This is a genomic window from Moritella sp. F3, assembly GCF_015082335.1.
Classification (GTDB): domain Bacteria; phylum Pseudomonadota; class Gammaproteobacteria; order Enterobacterales; family Moritellaceae; genus Moritella.
Genome location: NZ_BLRL01000011.1, coordinates 103,526 through 121,958 on the forward strand (window position 1 = coordinate 103,526; position 18,433 = coordinate 121,958).

At 41.3% G+C, this 18,433-nt stretch carries 17 protein-coding genes; 8 read left to right on the forward strand and 9 right to left on the reverse strand.

What is annotated here, in order from left to right; genetic code table 11:
* Position 1: 1 nt before the first annotated feature.
* The 3 genes from JFU56_RS16945 to JFU56_RS16955 form a co-directional block, all read right to left on the reverse strand.
* The gene (locus tag JFU56_RS16945; protein ID WP_242065998.1) at positions 2–742 is read right to left on the reverse strand and encodes a PepSY-associated TM helix domain-containing protein; all 741 of its coding nucleotides are present in this window, start codon (positions 740–742) and stop codon (positions 2–4) included.
* A 151-nt stretch (positions 743–893) separates the two neighbouring features.
* Entirely contained in the window at positions 894–1,160 is a 267-nt protein-coding gene (locus JFU56_RS16950; RefSeq protein WP_198438447.1) for a hypothetical protein, read from the reverse strand.
* Between the two features lie 222 nt (positions 1,161–1,382).
* Positions 1,383–2,777 carry a PhoH family protein gene (locus JFU56_RS16955; protein WP_198438448.1) on the reverse strand — a complete coding sequence of 465 codons (1,395 nt, stop codon included), beginning with the start codon at positions 2,775–2,777 and terminating at the stop codon, positions 1,383–1,385.
* A 159-nt stretch (positions 2,778–2,936) separates the two neighbouring features.
* On the opposite strand from JFU56_RS16955, the gene JFU56_RS16960 reads away from it, so the two are divergent.
* Entirely contained in the window at positions 2,937–3,362 is a 426-nt protein-coding gene (locus tag JFU56_RS16960; RefSeq protein ID WP_198438449.1) for a hypothetical protein, read from the forward strand.
* 119 nt (positions 3,363–3,481) lie between these two features.
* On the opposite strand, the gene JFU56_RS16965 is transcribed toward JFU56_RS16960, so the two are convergent.
* From JFU56_RS16965 to JFU56_RS16975, 3 genes are all read right to left on the reverse strand, one after another.
* A complete protein-coding gene (locus tag JFU56_RS16965; protein ID WP_198438450.1) occupies positions 3,482–4,372 on the reverse strand; it encodes a prenyltransferase in 891 nt (296 codons plus the stop codon).
* Between the two features lie 339 nt (positions 4,373–4,711).
* Positions 4,712–5,062, reverse strand: coding sequence for a RidA family protein (locus JFU56_RS16970; protein ID WP_019441720.1), 351 nt, complete (start codon positions 5,060–5,062; stop codon positions 4,712–4,714).
* Between the two features lie 93 nt (positions 5,063–5,155).
* Positions 5,156–5,959, reverse strand: coding sequence for a transporter substrate-binding domain-containing protein (locus JFU56_RS16975; RefSeq protein ID WP_198438451.1), 804 nt, complete (start codon positions 5,957–5,959; stop codon positions 5,156–5,158).
* A gap of 205 nt (positions 5,960–6,164) precedes the next feature.
* On the opposite strand from JFU56_RS16975, the gene rcsF reads away from it, so the two are divergent.
* Together rcsF and tsaA are read left to right on the forward strand one after the other, a co-directional pair.
* On the forward strand, positions 6,165–6,554 hold the full coding sequence (gene rcsF / locus JFU56_RS16980; RefSeq protein WP_198438452.1) for an Rcs stress response system protein RcsF: 390 nt from the start codon (positions 6,165–6,167) through the stop codon (positions 6,552–6,554).
* The gene (tsaA, locus tag JFU56_RS16985) at positions 6,554–7,291 is read left to right on the forward strand and encodes a tRNA (N6-threonylcarbamoyladenosine(37)-N6)-methyltransferase TrmO (protein WP_198438453.1); all 738 of its coding nucleotides are present in this window, start codon (positions 6,554–6,556) and stop codon (positions 7,289–7,291) included. The genes rcsF and tsaA overlap by 1 nt, the downstream gene beginning before the upstream one ends.
* 127 nt (positions 7,292–7,418) lie before the next feature.
* Here tsaA and JFU56_RS16990 read toward each other — a convergent pair whose 3' ends face one another.
* Positions 7,419–8,033: a hypothetical protein gene (locus JFU56_RS16990; protein WP_198438454.1), complete on the reverse strand. Its 615-nt coding sequence runs from the start codon at positions 8,031–8,033 to the stop codon at positions 7,419–7,421.
* A 173-nt stretch (positions 8,034–8,206) separates the two neighbouring features.
* Here JFU56_RS16990 and JFU56_RS16995 point away from each other — a divergent pair, with 173 nt between their 5' ends.
* The 4 genes from JFU56_RS16995 (at position 8,207) to JFU56_RS17010 (ending at position 12,687) form a co-directional block, all read left to right on the forward strand.
* The gene (locus JFU56_RS16995) at positions 8,207–9,928 is read left to right on the forward strand and encodes a proline--tRNA ligase (RefSeq protein WP_198438455.1); all 1,722 of its coding nucleotides are present in this window, start codon (positions 8,207–8,209) and stop codon (positions 9,926–9,928) included.
* A gap of 265 nt (positions 9,929–10,193) precedes the next feature.
* Positions 10,194–10,736, forward strand: a complete 543-nt coding sequence (locus tag JFU56_RS17000; RefSeq protein WP_198438456.1) for a prepilin-type N-terminal cleavage/methylation domain-containing protein — start codon at positions 10,194–10,196, stop codon at positions 10,734–10,736.
* 116 nt (positions 10,737–10,852) lie between these two features.
* Complete coding sequence (locus tag JFU56_RS23205; protein WP_198438457.1) at positions 10,853–11,380, forward strand: Tfp pilus assembly protein FimT/FimU; 528 nt, start codon at positions 10,853–10,855, stop codon at positions 11,378–11,380.
* A gap of 167 nt (positions 11,381–11,547) precedes the next feature.
* Entirely contained in the window at positions 11,548–12,687 is a 1,140-nt protein-coding gene (locus JFU56_RS17010; RefSeq protein WP_198438458.1) for a patatin-like phospholipase family protein, read from the forward strand.
* Position 12,688: 1 nt separating this feature from the next.
* Here the strand turns inward: JFU56_RS17010 and JFU56_RS17015 are convergent, their stop codons facing one another.
* The gene (locus JFU56_RS17015) at positions 12,689–14,653 is read right to left on the reverse strand and encodes a monovalent cation:proton antiporter family protein (RefSeq protein WP_198438459.1); all 1,965 of its coding nucleotides are present in this window, start codon (positions 14,651–14,653) and stop codon (positions 12,689–12,691) included.
* Between the two features lie 237 nt (positions 14,654–14,890).
* Between JFU56_RS17015 and JFU56_RS17020 the strand changes: the two genes are divergently transcribed.
* Positions 14,891–15,766, forward strand: coding sequence for a GGDEF domain-containing protein (locus JFU56_RS17020; protein ID WP_198438460.1), 876 nt, complete (start codon positions 14,891–14,893; stop codon positions 15,764–15,766).
* A gap of 121 nt (positions 15,767–15,887) precedes the next feature.
* Here the strand turns inward: JFU56_RS17020 and JFU56_RS17025 are convergent, their stop codons facing one another.
* Positions 15,888–18,257 carry a zinc/cadmium/mercury/lead-transporting ATPase gene (locus tag JFU56_RS17025; protein ID WP_198438461.1) on the reverse strand — a complete coding sequence of 790 codons (2,370 nt, stop codon included), beginning with the start codon at positions 18,255–18,257 and terminating at the stop codon, positions 15,888–15,890.
* Between the last annotated feature and the right edge of the window lie 176 nt (positions 18,258–18,433).

Sequence of the window (18,433 nt, forward strand, 5' to 3'; positions counted from 1 at the left end):
CTTAAGGAACGGCCACGACAAAAATAGCCAAAGTAACGAGCGAACCAAACAAGGTCCATTTTAATGAGGTTGCGAAGGTTTTCTTTTTCGGCACTAATAAACACACCCCAGTTAATACAAAAAACACCATCAACAGCGCGGTAATATCAATAAACAATTTCCATACATCGCCGCTATTACGGCCTTTATGTAAATCGTTTAATACCGCGATAACACCGTAATGGGTTTTTTCAATAACGGCTTCAGTGGTCGTCATATCAATAAACACAGCGACGTTATAACCGGGGCCTTTGTAATCCATGGCGATCTCGCCTTCGATTAATTCACCATCTTCAATTTCAGTAAAAACATCTAATGCAGAAGGCTGGCCAGAAAGGTTAGCGTGCTCAGTAAGGTAAGTCACAATACCGGATTTATTGACAGCAACAGCGCCATTGGCATCGCTGAATAAGGCTTGCGGTAAGCTCAGAATAGTTTCTTCAATATCAGCTTGGCTAGCAACAAACAGGCTAGGACGATTCAGCGTAATACCCGTGATAGAGAAAAACAGTACTACCAGCAATAGCGCCATCGAGATATAGATATGCAAACGACGCGCCCATATTTGCACTTGTTTATTCTTTAGAAAGGTTTTGTTTTTTGCAGTCGCAGCTTGGTTTTTCGATCTTGTCAGTTTTTGATTCGATGTCTGATTGGCTGCCTGATCTGGTGTCTGGGGAAGTGTTTGACTAAAAGAAGACATGATCGTAATAACACTGCTTGGTTTATGGGATTTAAGTACAGGCAATGTAATTGATAATTGTTTTCATTGGCATTGAATTTACATTATTTACGTTAATGCAATGCCAATACGGGTGTATCGTCAGTAACTTGGGTTTTTATTCACTCATCTTTTACTCACCACCGTTGTCATCATCGCTGAGTAAATCACTATCAATCATCTCACAATACGCTTTAACTTCAGCAGCGCTATACTCAATTTTGGCCGCATCCGCAAGCTCCCATGAGCGCTCACAGGTTTGCGTGCGTTCACACCATAGATAACCAGCCGCAGGCAAGCAACCATGAGCATCACGATCACCACCAATAGGCTCCTGCGTTGTCGAACTGCAGGCTGTAATGCCGAGTAACAACAAAGGAGTGAGTATTTTAATTCGCATAATAATTTCCATGAATAACGTAGATAAATACTATATTAGTGTAAATGCGTATGTTTACGTCTATATATTTACACTAATATATTCATATAAAAGAATAATATAGGTAATCAAACGGGATAGGCAGGAACATAGCAGACGAATAACATCTGCTATGCGAGACATTTATTAATAAAATAGCTTTTATGAAGAGAAAAATAGCCTAATAAAACATAAGTCGGCGGATTACATATTATGTTCCGCAAAAGACGCAAGGCGACTACGCTGCACACCTTTTAAGAACACATTGGCACTACCATCAAAGTTTTTAAAACGCTCCACCACATAGGTCAAGCCCGAAGTCACTGCGGTTAAATAACTGCTATCAATTTGCGATAGATTACCCGAGCAGACAATCTTGGTGCCTTCACCACAACGCGTAATAATGGTTTTCAGTTGCGCTGCGGTCAGATTTTGACACTCATCCAATAACACAAAGGCATTTTGGATTGAACGACCACGCATAAAGTTAACCGATTTGAACTGCAAATTAGCTTTTTCTTTAATGTATTCCACCGAGCCATCTTTACACTCATCGTGTTTATGTAATACCTCCAAGGTATCAGTGATCGCCGCTAACCAAGGCAACATTTTCTCTTCCTCGGTCCCCGGTAAAAAACCAATACTCTCGGCTATTTCAGGCGTGTTACGCGTCACAATGATCTTATCAAACATTTTCCGTTCAATCACTTGCTCCAATGCTGCTGCCATCGCTAATATTGTTTTACCACTACCCGCTGGTCCAGTTAGGATCACGAGATCGATGTGCGGATTAAGCAGCGCTTCCATCGCCATACCTTGGTAAACATTCTTCGGGTGAATTCCCCACGCTTTTTGTGACATTAACCGTTCACGGCCTAAATCAACAAAACTGATATCGCCTTTATCATTACCCACGACACGTGCAGCAAAGTGATCGGTTTCATCAATCAAGTATTGGTTAATAAAACTGTCTTTTAACTGCTCTGTTTCAACCGTATGGATGGTCTTTGATCCCATAGTTTCGCTTTTCATGCTTTCACTACGGCACTCACTAATCTCTTGCCAGAAATCACCGCTGAATTTATGAAACCCAGTGGCCAAAAACTTAATATCTTCGATCAATTGATCAGAGCGATAATCTTCAACGTACCTTAACCCTGCGCCTTTAGCTTTCAAGCGCATATTAATATCTTTGGTTACCAATACGATTTCGCGTTCTGACTGACTTTGTAAAAACAGCGCCGCGTTAATAATACGATTATCAGGTTCGTTATCAGTAAAAAAAGCATCTTGCTTCATCACGCTATGATCCGCAAAAATAGAGATCTTACCCAACTTATTTTTACTTTCGACTTTTTGTAGTGGTACACCTTGGCTTATTTCTTCAGGACTGGCATTGGAAAAAATATCTTCTAGTGCACGAATAGCCACACGCGCATCACGACTCACATCTCTTCCTCGATCTTTAATGTTATCGAGTTCTTCTAACACCGTCATCGGGATCATGACATCATGTTCTTGGAAGGTGAAGATAGACAAGGGCGCGTGCAACAACACATTGGTATCGAGAATGAAAACTTTACTGTTGGTACTTTCCATAGAAACACCTCATTAAGTTCGACTAACTCTTCAAGTTTAGTCGTTGAGTTCGTTGATTTCATTTTTAGCCATTTTTTTACAATATCTATGCTGCAATACGATATACTTACACAATACATATCTCTGATGACCCTATCAGGCTTTTATTACGGAAATAAGATGACAGCAACTAAGACAGCACTTGACCCTAAGCTATTTAAAAAAATCGAAATCATTTGTGAGAAAGGTGAAGAGCAACTCGAATCTGAGCAATACGACATAGCAATCGAGACCTTTATGCAAGCTTATGATCTTGTTCCTGAACCTAAGATCCATTGGAATGTTTCAACTTGGATCCTAACTGCACTGGGTGACGCACACTTCATGCTAGGCGATTGGGCTTCGCTAGAAGAAGCGATGGGGTTTGCTATGCTATGCCCAGAAGGTGCAGTAAATCCTTATTTACACCTACGTTTAGGTCAAGCACACTTTGAACTAGGCAATATGGAACCAGCTAAAGAACAGCTAACAAAAGCGTTTGAAGCTGAAGGTGCTGAAATCTTCGGTGACGACGATGCTAAATATTTAGCATTCGCACAAGCTTAATATGCCTGACAAAATGAATAGCTAGAGCATACCACCCACACCCACATCAATATAGTTGTGGGTGGTGCTTTTGCTATTAAATACAGCTACATACTACTTCTTCACACGACAGAAAAACACTAATCTAAAATCAGCGTTAACCCCAATAACGCCGGTGTTACCACAGTCGCAATCAAGTTTGAACGTAAAAACTGAGGTTGCTGCGCAATATTCTGACCAAATTTAATACCACCATAAAGCGCATAAAATGCTAATGGCATAGGTACTAATGCAATCAAACTCAATACCGGTAAATAACCAATCACCACATAACTAATAATCAGCGCTACCGCCAATGTAGCAAAGACAGCATAGACATAATTACTGACTTTGATGCCATACGCCATTGGGAAGTCTTGCGCTTTATCTTCGTCTGCTGACGCTTTAATGTCCCCGTAGTTATTCAGCAACCATAAGTTGTTCACTAAGAAAAATGGGATCAGAGCAATCACCCAAACCAACTGCGTATACTGACCAACCAATACAAATTCGGTGCCTAGTATAATTAATAATGCAAAACCAAAACCGGGCGCCAATAACGAATAAATCGGGTGTTTTTTAATAATACTGCTGTAACTAAGTAACAGCATTAGACCGACAATGCCCACAGGCAAGATACCTAAACCAAATTGCATCACCAAGAATAAACCGCATAACAAGCTCATAACCAATGCAATAACACCGACTAAGAAGGCCGAGTTCACTTGATCTCGCGCTCGTGGATAACCCCGATGTTGCTTACGGTTGGCTTTAAATGCCCAGCAATGCTTTAAATCTGAATACTCATGGAATGTACAAATACTGACATGACCGACAAATGCTGCGATACAGGCTGCAATTAATACATAACCATTCACATCATCATGGTTTGCAACGACCGCGCTAAAACCGAGAAACACACAAACAAGTGTAAGTAAAAAATAGGATAAATTTATCGATCGTAATACTGTTTTAAATCTAAACGTTAACATAGCGAGTTCGCCTCAAATAAATACTCATTTAGAGTTATGCTAGCGCGATTTAAACAAGCTAAATTTGATCTGAATCTAAAGATCTTCCGGATTTCAATTTCAGTTACGTTAAAACAATAAACTGTGAAGTGAGATATTGATAAAATAATGGTAAGAAAAATGATATTTAAATAAATGTAACAAATAAAATATAATGTTAAAAAAATAAAGAGGAAGCGTAACAGCAATGAATCTAGCTTAGGTTATTTGTTAACTTAAGCTCATATCCCTTGATCTTACGCTTGTTCTTGCTCTTTATGGCATTTCACCGCTTTATAAGCTGAATATAACGCGTATCGCTTATACGATCTCTGCAGCTACTACTGAAATTTCAACGAGTAACGCTTCACGCGCCATACTTGCTTGTACACATGCGCGTGCTGGCGCATAACCAGCGGGAACCCAAGCATCCCACACTGCATTCATTTCAGCAAAATCAGTCATCTCTTTAATATAAATCGTTGCTGACAACATATGTTTTTTGTCACTACCAGCTTGCTCTAATAATTCAGTTACTTTTGCTAGCATCGTTTCAGTTTGTTCTTTAATACCATACGTTGCATCTGCGCATACTTGGCCACATAAGTAGATAGTGCCATTGTGCTTTACAATACGGCTCATTCTTGGTTTAGTTTCCATACGTTCTATCATGCTAAATTCTCTTCGTTAAATATCAAGATGATACCCAGCTTGTGGGTTAATCGACTAGTTTACCTTGGATAACGGATAAATTTTAGCTTAAAATTAATAGTTATGCTCTAAACTCCATTTTCGTAAAATTTTATTTTCCACTTTTGGTTCAATTTGCATTATCGCTTTGTCTAATATCTTACGTAACATTGCTTGATCTTTTCGAACCCCAAAACGATAACGATTCACGTATTTAGTCCGCCCTGATACCGTTAAATTCTTCAACCCGAGTTTGGCAATTTTGTAACGTAATACAAATAACGATTCGATGGTCGCGACAATTTCACCGTTGGCAGTTTTTTGCAGCGCCTCATCCGTGTTATCGACTCGACTAACAATGACTCTCGGGTAGTTGCTACGCAGATATTCTTCATAAACATAACCTTCAACAACGGCAACGGTTTTACCACGTAATGATTTTAAGTTACGGATCCCGTGCACATTTTTCAAGGTCGCTAATGCCGCTTCCGCTTCAACATATGGAGTCGTAAAAAGCAGCCATTGTGAACGTCTCGGGGTTTGATTCAGGAAGGACAATACATCACAGCCACCGCTACGGGTGACATCTAAACTTTGCTGCCAAGTATCTGTTTCTCTGACTTCAAACTCGACATCTAACATCTGAGAAAACACCGCGACATAATCAGCTGCAATACCAATATAACCAAGCTTAGGATCCCACGCTTCATAAGGCATCCAATTCGGGTCGATACAGAGTTTTATCGGCGCGCGACTGGTAAGGTAATTACGTTCTTCGGTTGTAAGGCGTATTTTATCGATCCCGGCATGGGCAGATAAACTAATACTGGCTAAACTTAGTGAACATAATAGCGTGATAATACAGCGTGTGTTTCTCATCGTATTGCTTCCCTCATATTGCGTTTATCCAATATAAGTTAAGACTATAAATCACGAGCTATCTAGTAAAAATCATAATTATTCATCTGTAATGCCAATAACACCCTAGGTAAAACAATATAGACAGCTAATCAGGTCAAAAATAAATGTCTTTAAGTCAGTGATAGAATTATAATTGCAGTATAATTTCACTCGATAGCATGCCATGAAATATTTATTATTACTGACAATACTCTTAAGCGGCTGTAGCACTTACCCGCTACAGACCAATTTAGATAAAGACAACTTCACCGATTATTTTGCCGTTTCGGATGTCGAGTATTACACAACCAGTTCATTGTTATATAGCCACGTTGAACAATTAGGTTTAGTCGAAGGCGAAAGCTGTCAAACCGCTGATAACCTGCCACCAGCAGAAGAACAACAAGCGAAAATAGCCGCAAAACGTCAAGCTGCCGCTCTCAATGCCAATGGTATTATTATTCGTTCGTGTATTGCCCCTCCCGCTTCAAAAGCATGCTTGAGTAGTTACCTCTGTTATGCTGATGCGATCAAGGTAACCCCTTTAACAAGCAGCAGTGACGATAGCCAATAATGAAGTTTGAACTCGATACTGTTGGGATCATTCATAGCCCATATAAAGAAAAATTTGCCGTACCGCGTCAACCAGGTTTAGTGTCGGCAGCCAAAGCACAACTGATCTTAAGCCCGCCGTATGATGAAGCGGATGCATTACGTGGTATTGAACAGTTCAGTCATGTTTGGTTGATTTTTGCGTTTCATGAAACCATGGATAAAGGCTGGAATCCGACCGTGCGCCCACCACGTTTAGGCGGGAACGAACGCTTAGGCGTATTTGCTACTCGCTCTACATTTCGCCCTAATCCATTAGGATTATCAGTAGCGAAACTCGATGGCATTAGCATTAAGAATAATCAGTGTATTTTGAATTTATCTGGTATTGACCTCGTTGACGGTACACCTATTTTAGATATCAAACCCTATGTGCCTTACGCCGATAGTTTAGCGGATGCACAAGCTGGTTATGCCAGCGACGCGCCAATTGCAGATATGCCAGTCTTGTTTGCTGATGAAGCGGTGAACCAAATAGGTGCCCAGCATAAAAAACACCCAGAATTACGCGACTTTATTGCGCAGGTATTAGCGCAAGATCCACGCCCTGCTTACAAAAAGAATAAAACCACCCGTCAGGAATACGGTGTGAAGTTATATGATTTTAATGTCCGCTGGGTAGTTGAAAGTGATATCACCACCGTTGTATCTGTCATTAAAGATGATGCGCTACCAGCACTACCGCCGGCATCTGAATAATCTACTGATTAGCGAAGACGTGGTTAAAATACTAAAAAGCCGATTCACTGTTTAGCAGTCAATCGGCTTTTTTATTCCAACATTATCTGGTTTAACGCCAGTGCTGTAATCGGTACTATCTTCGGTATTATAAGAAGAACAAACGCCATAGCCAGTTAGAATCTAAATCGTCTTTACAGGTCCGATACTGACCCGCATATCTTAACGAACGTTGTTCCACTTTTTTCGCGACTTTCTTCAACCAAGGCTTTTGATTATAGGTTTTACGCTGATAACCGCCCCAACCTTCATGGTAATTCAAGTATTGCTGCTCTGCACTCCACTTAGATACACCATTGATTTTTTGGGTTTTATTCATAAACCACCCCATAAAATCCATGGCATCATGGAAATTAGAACGGCTTGACCAGCTATTACCAGTTTCCCTCACGTAATCATCCCAGGTCATGGTTTTTGCTTGTGCATAACCATAAGCAGAACTTGCGCGCCCCGTTGGAATGATCCACCAATACTGCATCGGCGGTTGCGCATTATGTTTAAATGAACTCTCTTGATACATCATTGCCATTGGCACATGTACAGGCACACCCCATTTTTCGTTACTGTCCATGGCAGCTTCATACCAATCGTATTTTTCAATAAAAATATCGCAAATATTTTCCGGATTACTCGGTTGTGAAGCACAACCAAACAATACGCTGCTAACCATTATAAGTGCAGCTAATCTCAGTATTTTTTTCATTTTAAATAACACAAATCCAATTTTGGCAGCCAGTATATGACCTCCGAGAAACGAATAAAAGGACAGCAGTCAAAAATAAATAAAACTAATCACTAACTTTTACTGTTTACTCTGGCTATGCCCTGTTAAAATCGCTCTCTTATATCGATTTTATTAGTAAATAAAGGAACGTTATGCGCAGCAGCAACTACTTGCTTTCAACTTTGAAAGAAACTCCAAATGACGCAGAAGTAATTAGCCACCAGCTAATGCTTCGTGCAGGTATGGTTCGTCGTCTTGCATCAGGTCTATACACTTGGTTACCGACAGGCTTACGAGTTTTACGTAAAGTAGAAAACATCGTACGTGAAGAGATGGATAAAGCAGGTGCTGTTGAAACTCTAATGCCGATGGTTCAGCCCGCTGACTTATGGCAAGAAACAGGTCGTATCGATAAATTTGGTCCAGAGTTGTTACGCATTAACGATCGCCACAACCGTCCTTTTGTTTTAGGTCCAACGCACGAAGAAGTGATCACTGATATCGCGCGTAAAGAAATCAACAGCTACAAGCAGCTACCGTTGACGCTTTACCAAATCCAAACTAAATTCCGTGATGAAGTTCGTCCTCGTTTCGGTGTAATGCGTTCACGTGAATTCCTGATGAAAGATGCTTACTCTTTCCATTTATCAGATGAATGTCTAAACGATACGTACAACAAAATGCACACAGCATATTGCAACATCTTCGAACGCATTGGCCTAGAATACCGTCCGGTACTCGCTGATACTGGTTCAATTGGTGGTGCTGTATCTCACGAATTCCACGTACTTGCAGAAAGCGGCGAAGACGATATCGTATTCTCTGACGGCAGCGATTACGCAGCAAACATTGAAAAAGCAGAAGCACTTGCACCTGCTGGCGACCGTCCTGCAGCAACTCAAGCGCTAACTGTTGTTGATACGCCAGATGCACATAGCATCGAAGACGTATGTAAATTCTTAAGTGTTGATGCAACACAAACAGTGAAAACACTGCTTGTTGCTGCTGAAGCTGAAGAAGGCGAAGCACAAGGCGTTATCGCACTGGTACTACGCGGTGATCACGAACTAAACGAAGTGAAAGCAGAGAAAATTGCAGGCGTTGCAGCTCCGTTAACATTTGCTAACGAAGCACAAATCCAAGCAGCAGCAAACTGCGATGCGGGTTCTATCGGTCCTAAAGGTCTGAACTGCCCTGTTGTTGTTGACCGCTCAGCTGCACACCTAGCAGACTTTGTTTGTGGTGCTAACGTGAATGGCCAGCACATCACTGGCGCTAACTGGGATCGTGATATTAGCGATTACACAGTTGCAGATATCCGTAACGTTGTTGAAGGTGAAGCGAGCCCATGTGGTAAGGGTACACTTTCTATTAAACGTGGTATCGAAGTTGGTCATATCTTCCAACTTGGTACGCAATACGCTGAATCTATGGGTGCTGGCGTACTAAACATGCAAGGTAAACAGCAAACGATGACAATGGGTTGTTATGGTGTTGGTGTTTCTCGTATCGTTGCTTCAGCAATCGAACAAAACCACGATGAAAACGGTATTATCTGGAACGAGTCTATCGCACCATACAAAGTATCTATCATCCCAATGAACATGCATAAATCAGCAGAAGTAAAAGAAGCAGCAGAGAAAATCTACGCTGACCTTCAAGCAGCTGGTATCGAAGTATTGTTCGATGATCGTAAAGAGCGCCCAGGTGTAATGTTTGCGGATTCTGAACTTATCGGTATCCCACACAACATCATCATTGGTGATCGTAGTCTGAAGAATGGTCTAGTTGACCACAAACTACGTACGACTGGTGATAAGACAGAGATCGCACTGACTGATATCGTTGAGCATATTAAAAGCCTACTAGCTTAAGCTAACTGGTAATTAACTCTCGTCTGTTAAAACAATTCAAAGCCAAGCATCTGCTTGGCTTTTTCGTATCTGCATTTCGACATATAGCAGCGCACGATATAACGCTAAATATACCAAGCTAACTAACAGCATCGAAACTCTAATCGTCAATATTTTATCACCAACAGTGCCGCTATTGGACTAAACCAGTCGTTTACTTATAGCATTCATGTACCGTATTAACTTAGGTTGCTAACATCGTCCATTCGACAACAAGGTGGATGTAATGAACAAACAGCAAGGGTTTACATTAATCGAATTGACTATCGCTATTATCATACTCGGTATACTTGCCGCATCTGCGGTCCCTAAATTCACCAACCTATCATCCGACGCTCGCCTTGCCGTTCTTAAAGGTATGGAAGGAGCCCTACGTAGTGGTGTTAACTTGATCTATGCTAAAGCTGTACTGACTAATCAAGATAATCCACCTGAAGAAGATAAAGACAAATTCGTTGCCGATATTGATGGCATTACCATGACATTACACAGTGGTTACCCAGATGGTAATTGGATGAACGGAGTGCGCTATGCCATTAGTTTAGATGACGTCGAATTTTCTAAACAAGCCGAAGATATATGTAAATCAAATTGGTGTGGCAGAGGCGAGCAACAAGAGTTACCGAGTGGCATCGTTATAACCCAAGGCTATATCGCCAAAGTATTCCCACAAGGTTATAGTTGGAATGATCAATGCGGGGTCTACTATATTAATTATCACGATGGATCTAAGCCTGAAATTGGCCTAGAAACCAAAGAGTGTAAATAAGCTAAACCATCACATAACCCACGCATCCCCCCCCTTTCTTATCATCTACAGAGTCTATATTTACAGCGCTACTTTGGGCTGTTAACATGCCGCCATTATAGATAAGGGCGAGAGCAATGAATAAGCAGCAAGGTTTTACATTAATAGAACTCGTCATCGTCATTATCGTATTAGGCATACTTGCCGCTACTGCCATCCCTAAATTTACCAACTTATCATCTGACGCCCGCATTGCATCACTTAAAGGCATGGAAGGTGCTATGCGCAGTGGTACGAATTTAATTCACTCTAAAGCAGTGGTTAATAATCAAGATGTGAACGAAGCAACACTCTCCATTGATGGTATCAACATCTTATTACACAGTGGTTACCCTGTTGGTAATTGGATGAATGGTATTCGTTACATTGTTAATTTAGATACGGTCGAATTTTCCAAGGACAACGCAATATGCACAACGGATTGGTGCGGCATGGGAAATGCGACAACGATACCGAGTGGCATTATCAGTACAACATATCCCGGTCGTATCGGTAAAGTATTCCCACGTGGTTATCGTTGGAGTGACCAATGTGGCGTTTACTACCTTAATCATCAAGACGGTACACCCGCTATCATCGGGCTAGAAACTGAAGATTGTAAATAAGTAACAGCATCATTAAAGCCAAGTACTCCCTTGGCATAATAATCAATACTTCAAATTACCCCACACTCCACAGTATTAATTTGGCGAAGGCGTTAGTCTTTAACAATAATTAAGATATAGCGCGGCATTGGTAATGAAACTGAGGCTTAACTATATGTTGGGGGCTTATGACTGGGACTAAACAAGGATTGTTACTAACAGGCGGTGGCGCGAGGGCGGCTTATCAAGTCGGTGCGTTAAAAGCCATTGCGGAATTCTACCCGCGTAATCATGGTACACCCTTTAAAATTATTACCGGCACATCAGCAGGCGCTATCAACAGTTGCGCAATAGCTTGTTATGCAAGTTGCTTCCGTTTAGGCGTGAAAAAACTCGAATATATCTGGAATAACTTCCACGCGAATCAAGTTTTTCAATGCAGTTTTAATGAGATATCCCGACACTTGTTATTAACGTTCCTATCCAAGTTTCAGTCTCCACATGTCACACGCCAGCCAGTATCGCTGTTTAACAACAAGCCCTTACATCAATTACTCGATCGCTATTTGGATATGCGTCGTATCGATATCAACATTCAACGTCAGCACCTCGATGCTATTTCGATCACCGCGTCCGACTATAACAACGGCGACTCAATCAGCTTTTTTCAAGGAAACCAACAACTACAAGAGTGGCAACGCGCCCGCCGCAGTGGTTTACGAACTCGTTTACACACTAATCATTTATTAGCGTCGTCTGCGATCCCGTTAGTTTTTCCTTGTACCCAGATAGGCCGTGATTTTTATGGTGACGGTTCAGTACATCAACTCTCACCACTGAGCCCCGCTATTCACCTTGGCGCAGAGAAACTATTAGTTATCGGTGCCGAGCAGCCACCACAACAACTTAAACCCGGTGAAGTACGGCAAACCCCATCGGGCGCTGATATTGCAGGACACCTGCTTGATACCATCTTTACCGATACCCTCAACTCCGACATCGAACGCTTAACCCGCGTTAATGATACGCTGGCATTAACACCTGAATCTCAGCAAGCATCACTACAATCATCATTGAAGATGAAACAGATCGGCTTATTCAGACTCGCTAATGAGCATGATATCAATGCCATTGCCGATAAATATTTTCACGATTTACCCATCACCATTCGCACCTTATTACGAACTATCGGCGTCAATCAACACAGCCATTCATCCATCACGTCTTATCTGATGTTTGAACAAAATTATACCCGAGATTTGATGAATCTAGGCTATCAAGATGTATTAAAACAGGAGAAGGAATTAAGAACATTTTTAGCCATATAAGCTAACCAGGCCAATCCCCTAATAATCGATGTTCCGCACGTTTAACATAACGAGAAGGCCCACAAAGCAATATCACATCTCCCGCTTCAAACATAAAATCTGGATGCACGTGAGTTAATTCGACACCTTGCCGACGCACGGCACGATAGCTAACCTCTTTAAGCTTAACTTCAGTAACTGTTTTACCAATAGCATAGGCGCCCAACTCAAGACGGATCGCATGTAGCCGCTCTAACACTTCACTTTCTTCAAAGGGGATATTACTTTCGCCACCAAAATAAAAACCATGTAAATGATTATAATGACCCTGACGTTCGTGCTGTAGACGTTTCAAAATACGCTTTATTGGCACGCCTGATATCGCTAATACATGGGATACCATCATCAAACTGCCCTCTAACGATTCCGGCACGACATCGGTTGCACCAGCATCCTGTAGTTTCTGCATGGTCGAGTCATCAGTAGTTCGCACTAACACTTTCGCTTCAGTCAAAGGTTTCACTATTTTTAGTAACTCGATAGCCTTTTCAGTATCTTTGAAAGTAATAATTATCGACTTGGCTTTATCAACTCCCAACATCATTTGAATTTCACGGCGACTTGCATCCCCGAACTCAATTTTTTCACCACCATTTAATGCCTCTTGCACGCGAACAGGATCACGATCGATGACAGTATAAGGAATACCTTCAATTTTTAAGAAACGCGCGATAGTTTGACCACTTCGGCCATAACCACAAACGATGACATGATCGATGTATTGCCCGGGCAGTGGCGGTGACAGTCCGCTTTTAGGGACAACTTTAGATTGGAACATTAACCGCCTAACGATGTCTTGATGACAATTGATTAACCAAGGTGTCATCGCCATACTCACAACCCCGACACCAACCAAGGTCGAAATTAACGATAGCGGTAATAATTCTAGCTTACCGGCTAATGCCAAGAGCACAAAACCAAACTCCCCCATTTGCGCTAAAACCAGTCCAGTACTCAGGGCATTACGACTGCTCTCACCTAAACTTTTAGCTAACACGAATACCAAAATTATTTTGGTTAACATCATCACAGTTAGCACAATAACCAAACGAGGCCAATCTGCCAATAAACTCGGCAAGTTTAGTAACATCCCGATAGTAATAAAGAAAAGTCCCATTAATACATCACGAAATGGGCGAATATCAGCTTCTAGCTGGTGTCGATAAGGTCCTTCACCTAACATCATGCCAGCTAAAAAGGCACCTAATGCCATCGATAAACCTAACCAATGGGTGATGAGTCCGGCAATCAATGCCACTAATAAAGTCGACATCACAAATAACTCATCGGAACGAGTTAACGCGATCTCTTTAAATACGGTCGGTAAGATCCAGCGCCCCACTGACAGGATCAGAGATACAGCAAACAAACCTTTAACCAACGCCCAGCCCATTTGTTCGGCTATCAACATCATGTCGCCACTTTGCTGCGCCAATAACGGGATCATAATAAGGAAAGGGACAACTGCGATGTCTTGAAATAACAACACACTGATCGACAACTTAGACATGCGTGTATTAAGTAACTTCGATTCGGCTAACTGCTTGATCACGATCGCCGTCGATGACATTAACATCGCCGACGCCACGACAAAGGCTTGCGACCAATACAATGAAGCAAATATGCCTAGCATAGTGAAGATCAATCCAACAGACATCACCTGGCCGCCACCAAGCCCTAACACCAAATGCCGCATCGATAATAAGCGTGGTAAAGAAAACTCTAACCCCAATGAGAACATCAGGAATACCACACCCAGCTCAGCAAACAGTTCTATATCTGCTTGTTCTACGATTAACTGGAATCCATAAGGCCCTGCGATAATACCGGTGGCTAGATACGCGAGGATCGGCGGAAGCTGAATGCGCTGAAATAACGCCACCAGAGCGACGGCGATAGAAAGTAATAAGATGATATCAACAAACAAAATATTACCTCCAAAGCGGATCGAGTGGATGTCAAAGTAGGCTTTCCAGATAATACCAAACCAATACTATTAAAGAATATGTACCAGCTCTCGATTTAACAAGTTAGCGCAAGGATCAATGAAAAGATCATCATTAACTAAACTTCCCATTTAACTTTTTATTTACTTAATAATGGTATGGTAAATGCATATTTTACTACTACACTGAATAATGTAATTTTTTTGACAGAGGTAAAAATGGATAACTTAAGCATCATAAATACCCACAAAATACATACTAATTATGGGTTTACTGCGCCGAAAAGGCAGCAGAAATTGACGCCTGCGCAAACCATTGCCACGTTAAAAACGTTACAAACAAGTCTAGATGTCGAATCTTTATTGACTAATTTTGCCGCAATAGCGGCAGAACATGTCCGCTTCAGCGGTTTAAGCTTTACCGACGCGACAAATAACATTCAACTAAAATCTGATTGCACGGCTGTTTTTCAACAAAATTACCATTTATCCGCAATGGGAAAAGATCTTGGGTCTTTGTTATACAGCTCGGTAAATCCTTTAAAGCTAAATGAACTCAGTTTGCTAAAAGAGTTACATCAACTACTCGAAACCAATCTAATGCACGCCTTGGTGTTACAAGAGATGCAAATCAGGATCATGAAAGATCACTTAACTGGTTTAGATAATCGCGCTAGCTTTGATGAAAACATTCTGCGATCTTACAGTTTGTGCCAACGCCATAAATCGAATATGGCTTTGTTGATTACTGATTTAGATAACTTCAAACGTGTCAATGATACTTATGGTCATCAGTTTGGCGATCGCATATTGAAACATTACGCGCACATATTACAACGCAGTATTCGTAATAGTGATATGGCCTTTCGATTAGGCGGTGATGAATTTGCTATTATCTTGCAACCGGCATCATCACAATCAACTAATTTAGTCATCGAACGTATTTACAGCGAGATTAAATGTGATCCATTACTGAGTGAATTTAATATTACCTCAGCAATTGGTTCTGCAATGTGGCGAGCTGGTGAAACGATTGAGAGTTTATTCAACATTGCTGATGAAGATCTGTATAACAGTAAAGTGAATATAAAATAAAAAAGCTCACCAAATCAAATTTGATGAGCTTTATTAAGTATAGAACAGCTTAGCCTAGTATTAATTGTTATTTGCTTACCTGTTACTTACATCACTATTTTCATCGCTATTATTGGCTAACTTATTTACGTAATAGTCTTAATGCATTTGCTGTTACCAAAGCTGTCGCACCTGAATCAGCTAAAATAGCTACCCACAGTCCCGTCATCCCTAGTAATGTTGTCACCAAAAATACCGCTTTAAGACCAACAGCCAAGCCTATGTTTTGCTTAATATTGGTAAGTGTAGCCTGACCTAGTTCCACCATTTGTGGTAATTCCACCAAGCGATTATGCATCAAGGCAACATCTGCAGCCTCTAACGCCACATCAGTACCACCACCCATCGCAATACCTAAACTTGCACTTTTCATTGCTGGCGCATCATTAATACCATCACCAACCATGGCCGTGTCTTTGTCTTGGCTAAGTTCACCAACAATGCGTGATTTGTCTTCAGGTAGTAATTCAGCACGATATTCCATGCCTAGTGAATCAGCGATTACTTTAGCAGTTCGGCGATTATCACCCGTTAACATCACGGTATTAATACCTAATCGCTGCAACTCTTCAATCGCTTGTCGCGCATCTTCACGAATACTATCGGCCAATGCGACTAACCCGATCACTTGCTCATCTTGCAGCACAACAACGGTCGTGTTTCCTTTATTTTCAAGATCTTCAATAGCTGTTTTTACATGTGTGAGTTCAGCCAGCTTTGCCGTCATGTGGTGTGGTGCCAGCAATTTAATTAACTGTGTTTCACCATCATGCTGCACTTCACCTTGTACACCCAAGCCTGCTAGTGTTTGATCATTACTCACGGTTAATAAAGGCACTGATTGACGTTCTGCATGAGTCAAAATTGCCGTTGCTAATGGGTGATTTGAAGTTTGCTCAATACTGGCAGCAAGCTGTAATACTTTGCTTTCATCATCAATGAAGCTAACAACACTCGTTACCTCTGGCACGCCTTGCGTTAAGGTTCCGGTTTTATCAAAGGCTATTTGTTGAATACGACCAATTTGCTCTAGCGCTGCGCCACCTTTAACTAATACACCACGCTTACTTGAAGCGGATAATGCCGATGTCACTGCTGCAGGCGTTGAAATAACCAATGCACAAGGACATGCAATCAAGAGTAATGTCAGGCCTTTATAAACCCATTCAGTCCAATCGCCACCAAATAATAACGGTGGCACAACCACAACCGCTAACGCTAACAACATCATTGCCGGCGTATACCAACGGCTGAAACCATCAAGGAATCGTTCAATTGGTGCTTTATTTTCTTCTGCTTCTTCAATCAAATGTAGAATACGGTCAATCGCATTATTACCCGACTCAGACACAACACGTAGCAGAGCGACGCGGTTAACAGCTAAGCTGCCCGCCATGACTATATCTTCTGCTTGATGTTCTACAGGTACTGATTCACCCGTTAATGCACTTTCATCAAAGCTAATACCAGACGCTAATAGCGCGCCATCTGCAGGTAAACGGTCACCCGGTTTTATTTCAATTATATCACCTGGTTGTAAATCACTTGCAGAAACGACCACACGCTTATCACCAACGATAGTGGTGGCATCTTCAGGCACTAACGACATTAAAGATTTAACGCCTTTACGTGCCTTCCCCGCTGCATATGATTCCAGTTTTTCACCGATCATGAATAACACGAGTACCATTGCCGATTCAGCTGTTTCCCCTAAGATAAGCGCACCGACAGTCGCAACTGACATCAAGGTTTCGATGGCAAACGGGGTACCTGAACGTGCTAATTTAATCGAACGGTTAATAACAGGGATAACACCAAATACACTGGCGAAGGTAAATAACCACTGACTCGCTTCACTGTTAAATTGCGTTAAGATCGCTGCGATAACAATTGCACTGACTAACGTGATCGCATGCCAATGTTCGCGTAGACTTTGTGATAATGAGGTCTCTTCAGCAACGTCTGTCGCTTTTTTACCGACTTCTTGTAATTTGAATCCGGCTTTAACCACTGCATCAGTAACTTGCTGCTTGATGCTATCAACGGCATCTGTATTGACTTCTTTTTTGATATCAACAAGTAGCTTTTCAGTGGCGAATGCAACTCGACATTGTTGTACTTGTGGTAATGCTTGAACGGCTTTTTCTACTTTACGGGCACAACTAGGACAGTCCATGCCTTTCACTAACCAAGATAAACGGGTAGTTAAACTACTGGACTCGGGCTCCTCGTCATCAGCAATAATCTCATTTGATTCTGTGCGTGCGCAGCAAGAGTCGCTACTGCTGGTACTGACTTGATGTTCATCAGTATGTTGATGTTCATGGACGTGGGTTTTGCTGTGATCGTTATCACAACATCCCTGATTTGATTTTACTGCTATTGGTGCTGTTTTCGATGCAGTGTCTTTAGAGACTGTTGTTTTAGAAACAGTGCTGCCTTTACATGACATAAGTTTATCCTCGTAAATAGAATTAATGTTAGCAATATGAGTAACAGTTAATGCGTTCAAGCTAGTTAACTTACATATAAATATATATTCATATTAACTTTCATTCAAGTGTATTTACAAAAAAAAGCTAATTCAGTCGTTATCGTTAACGAATAAATTAGCTTAGATGTACTTAA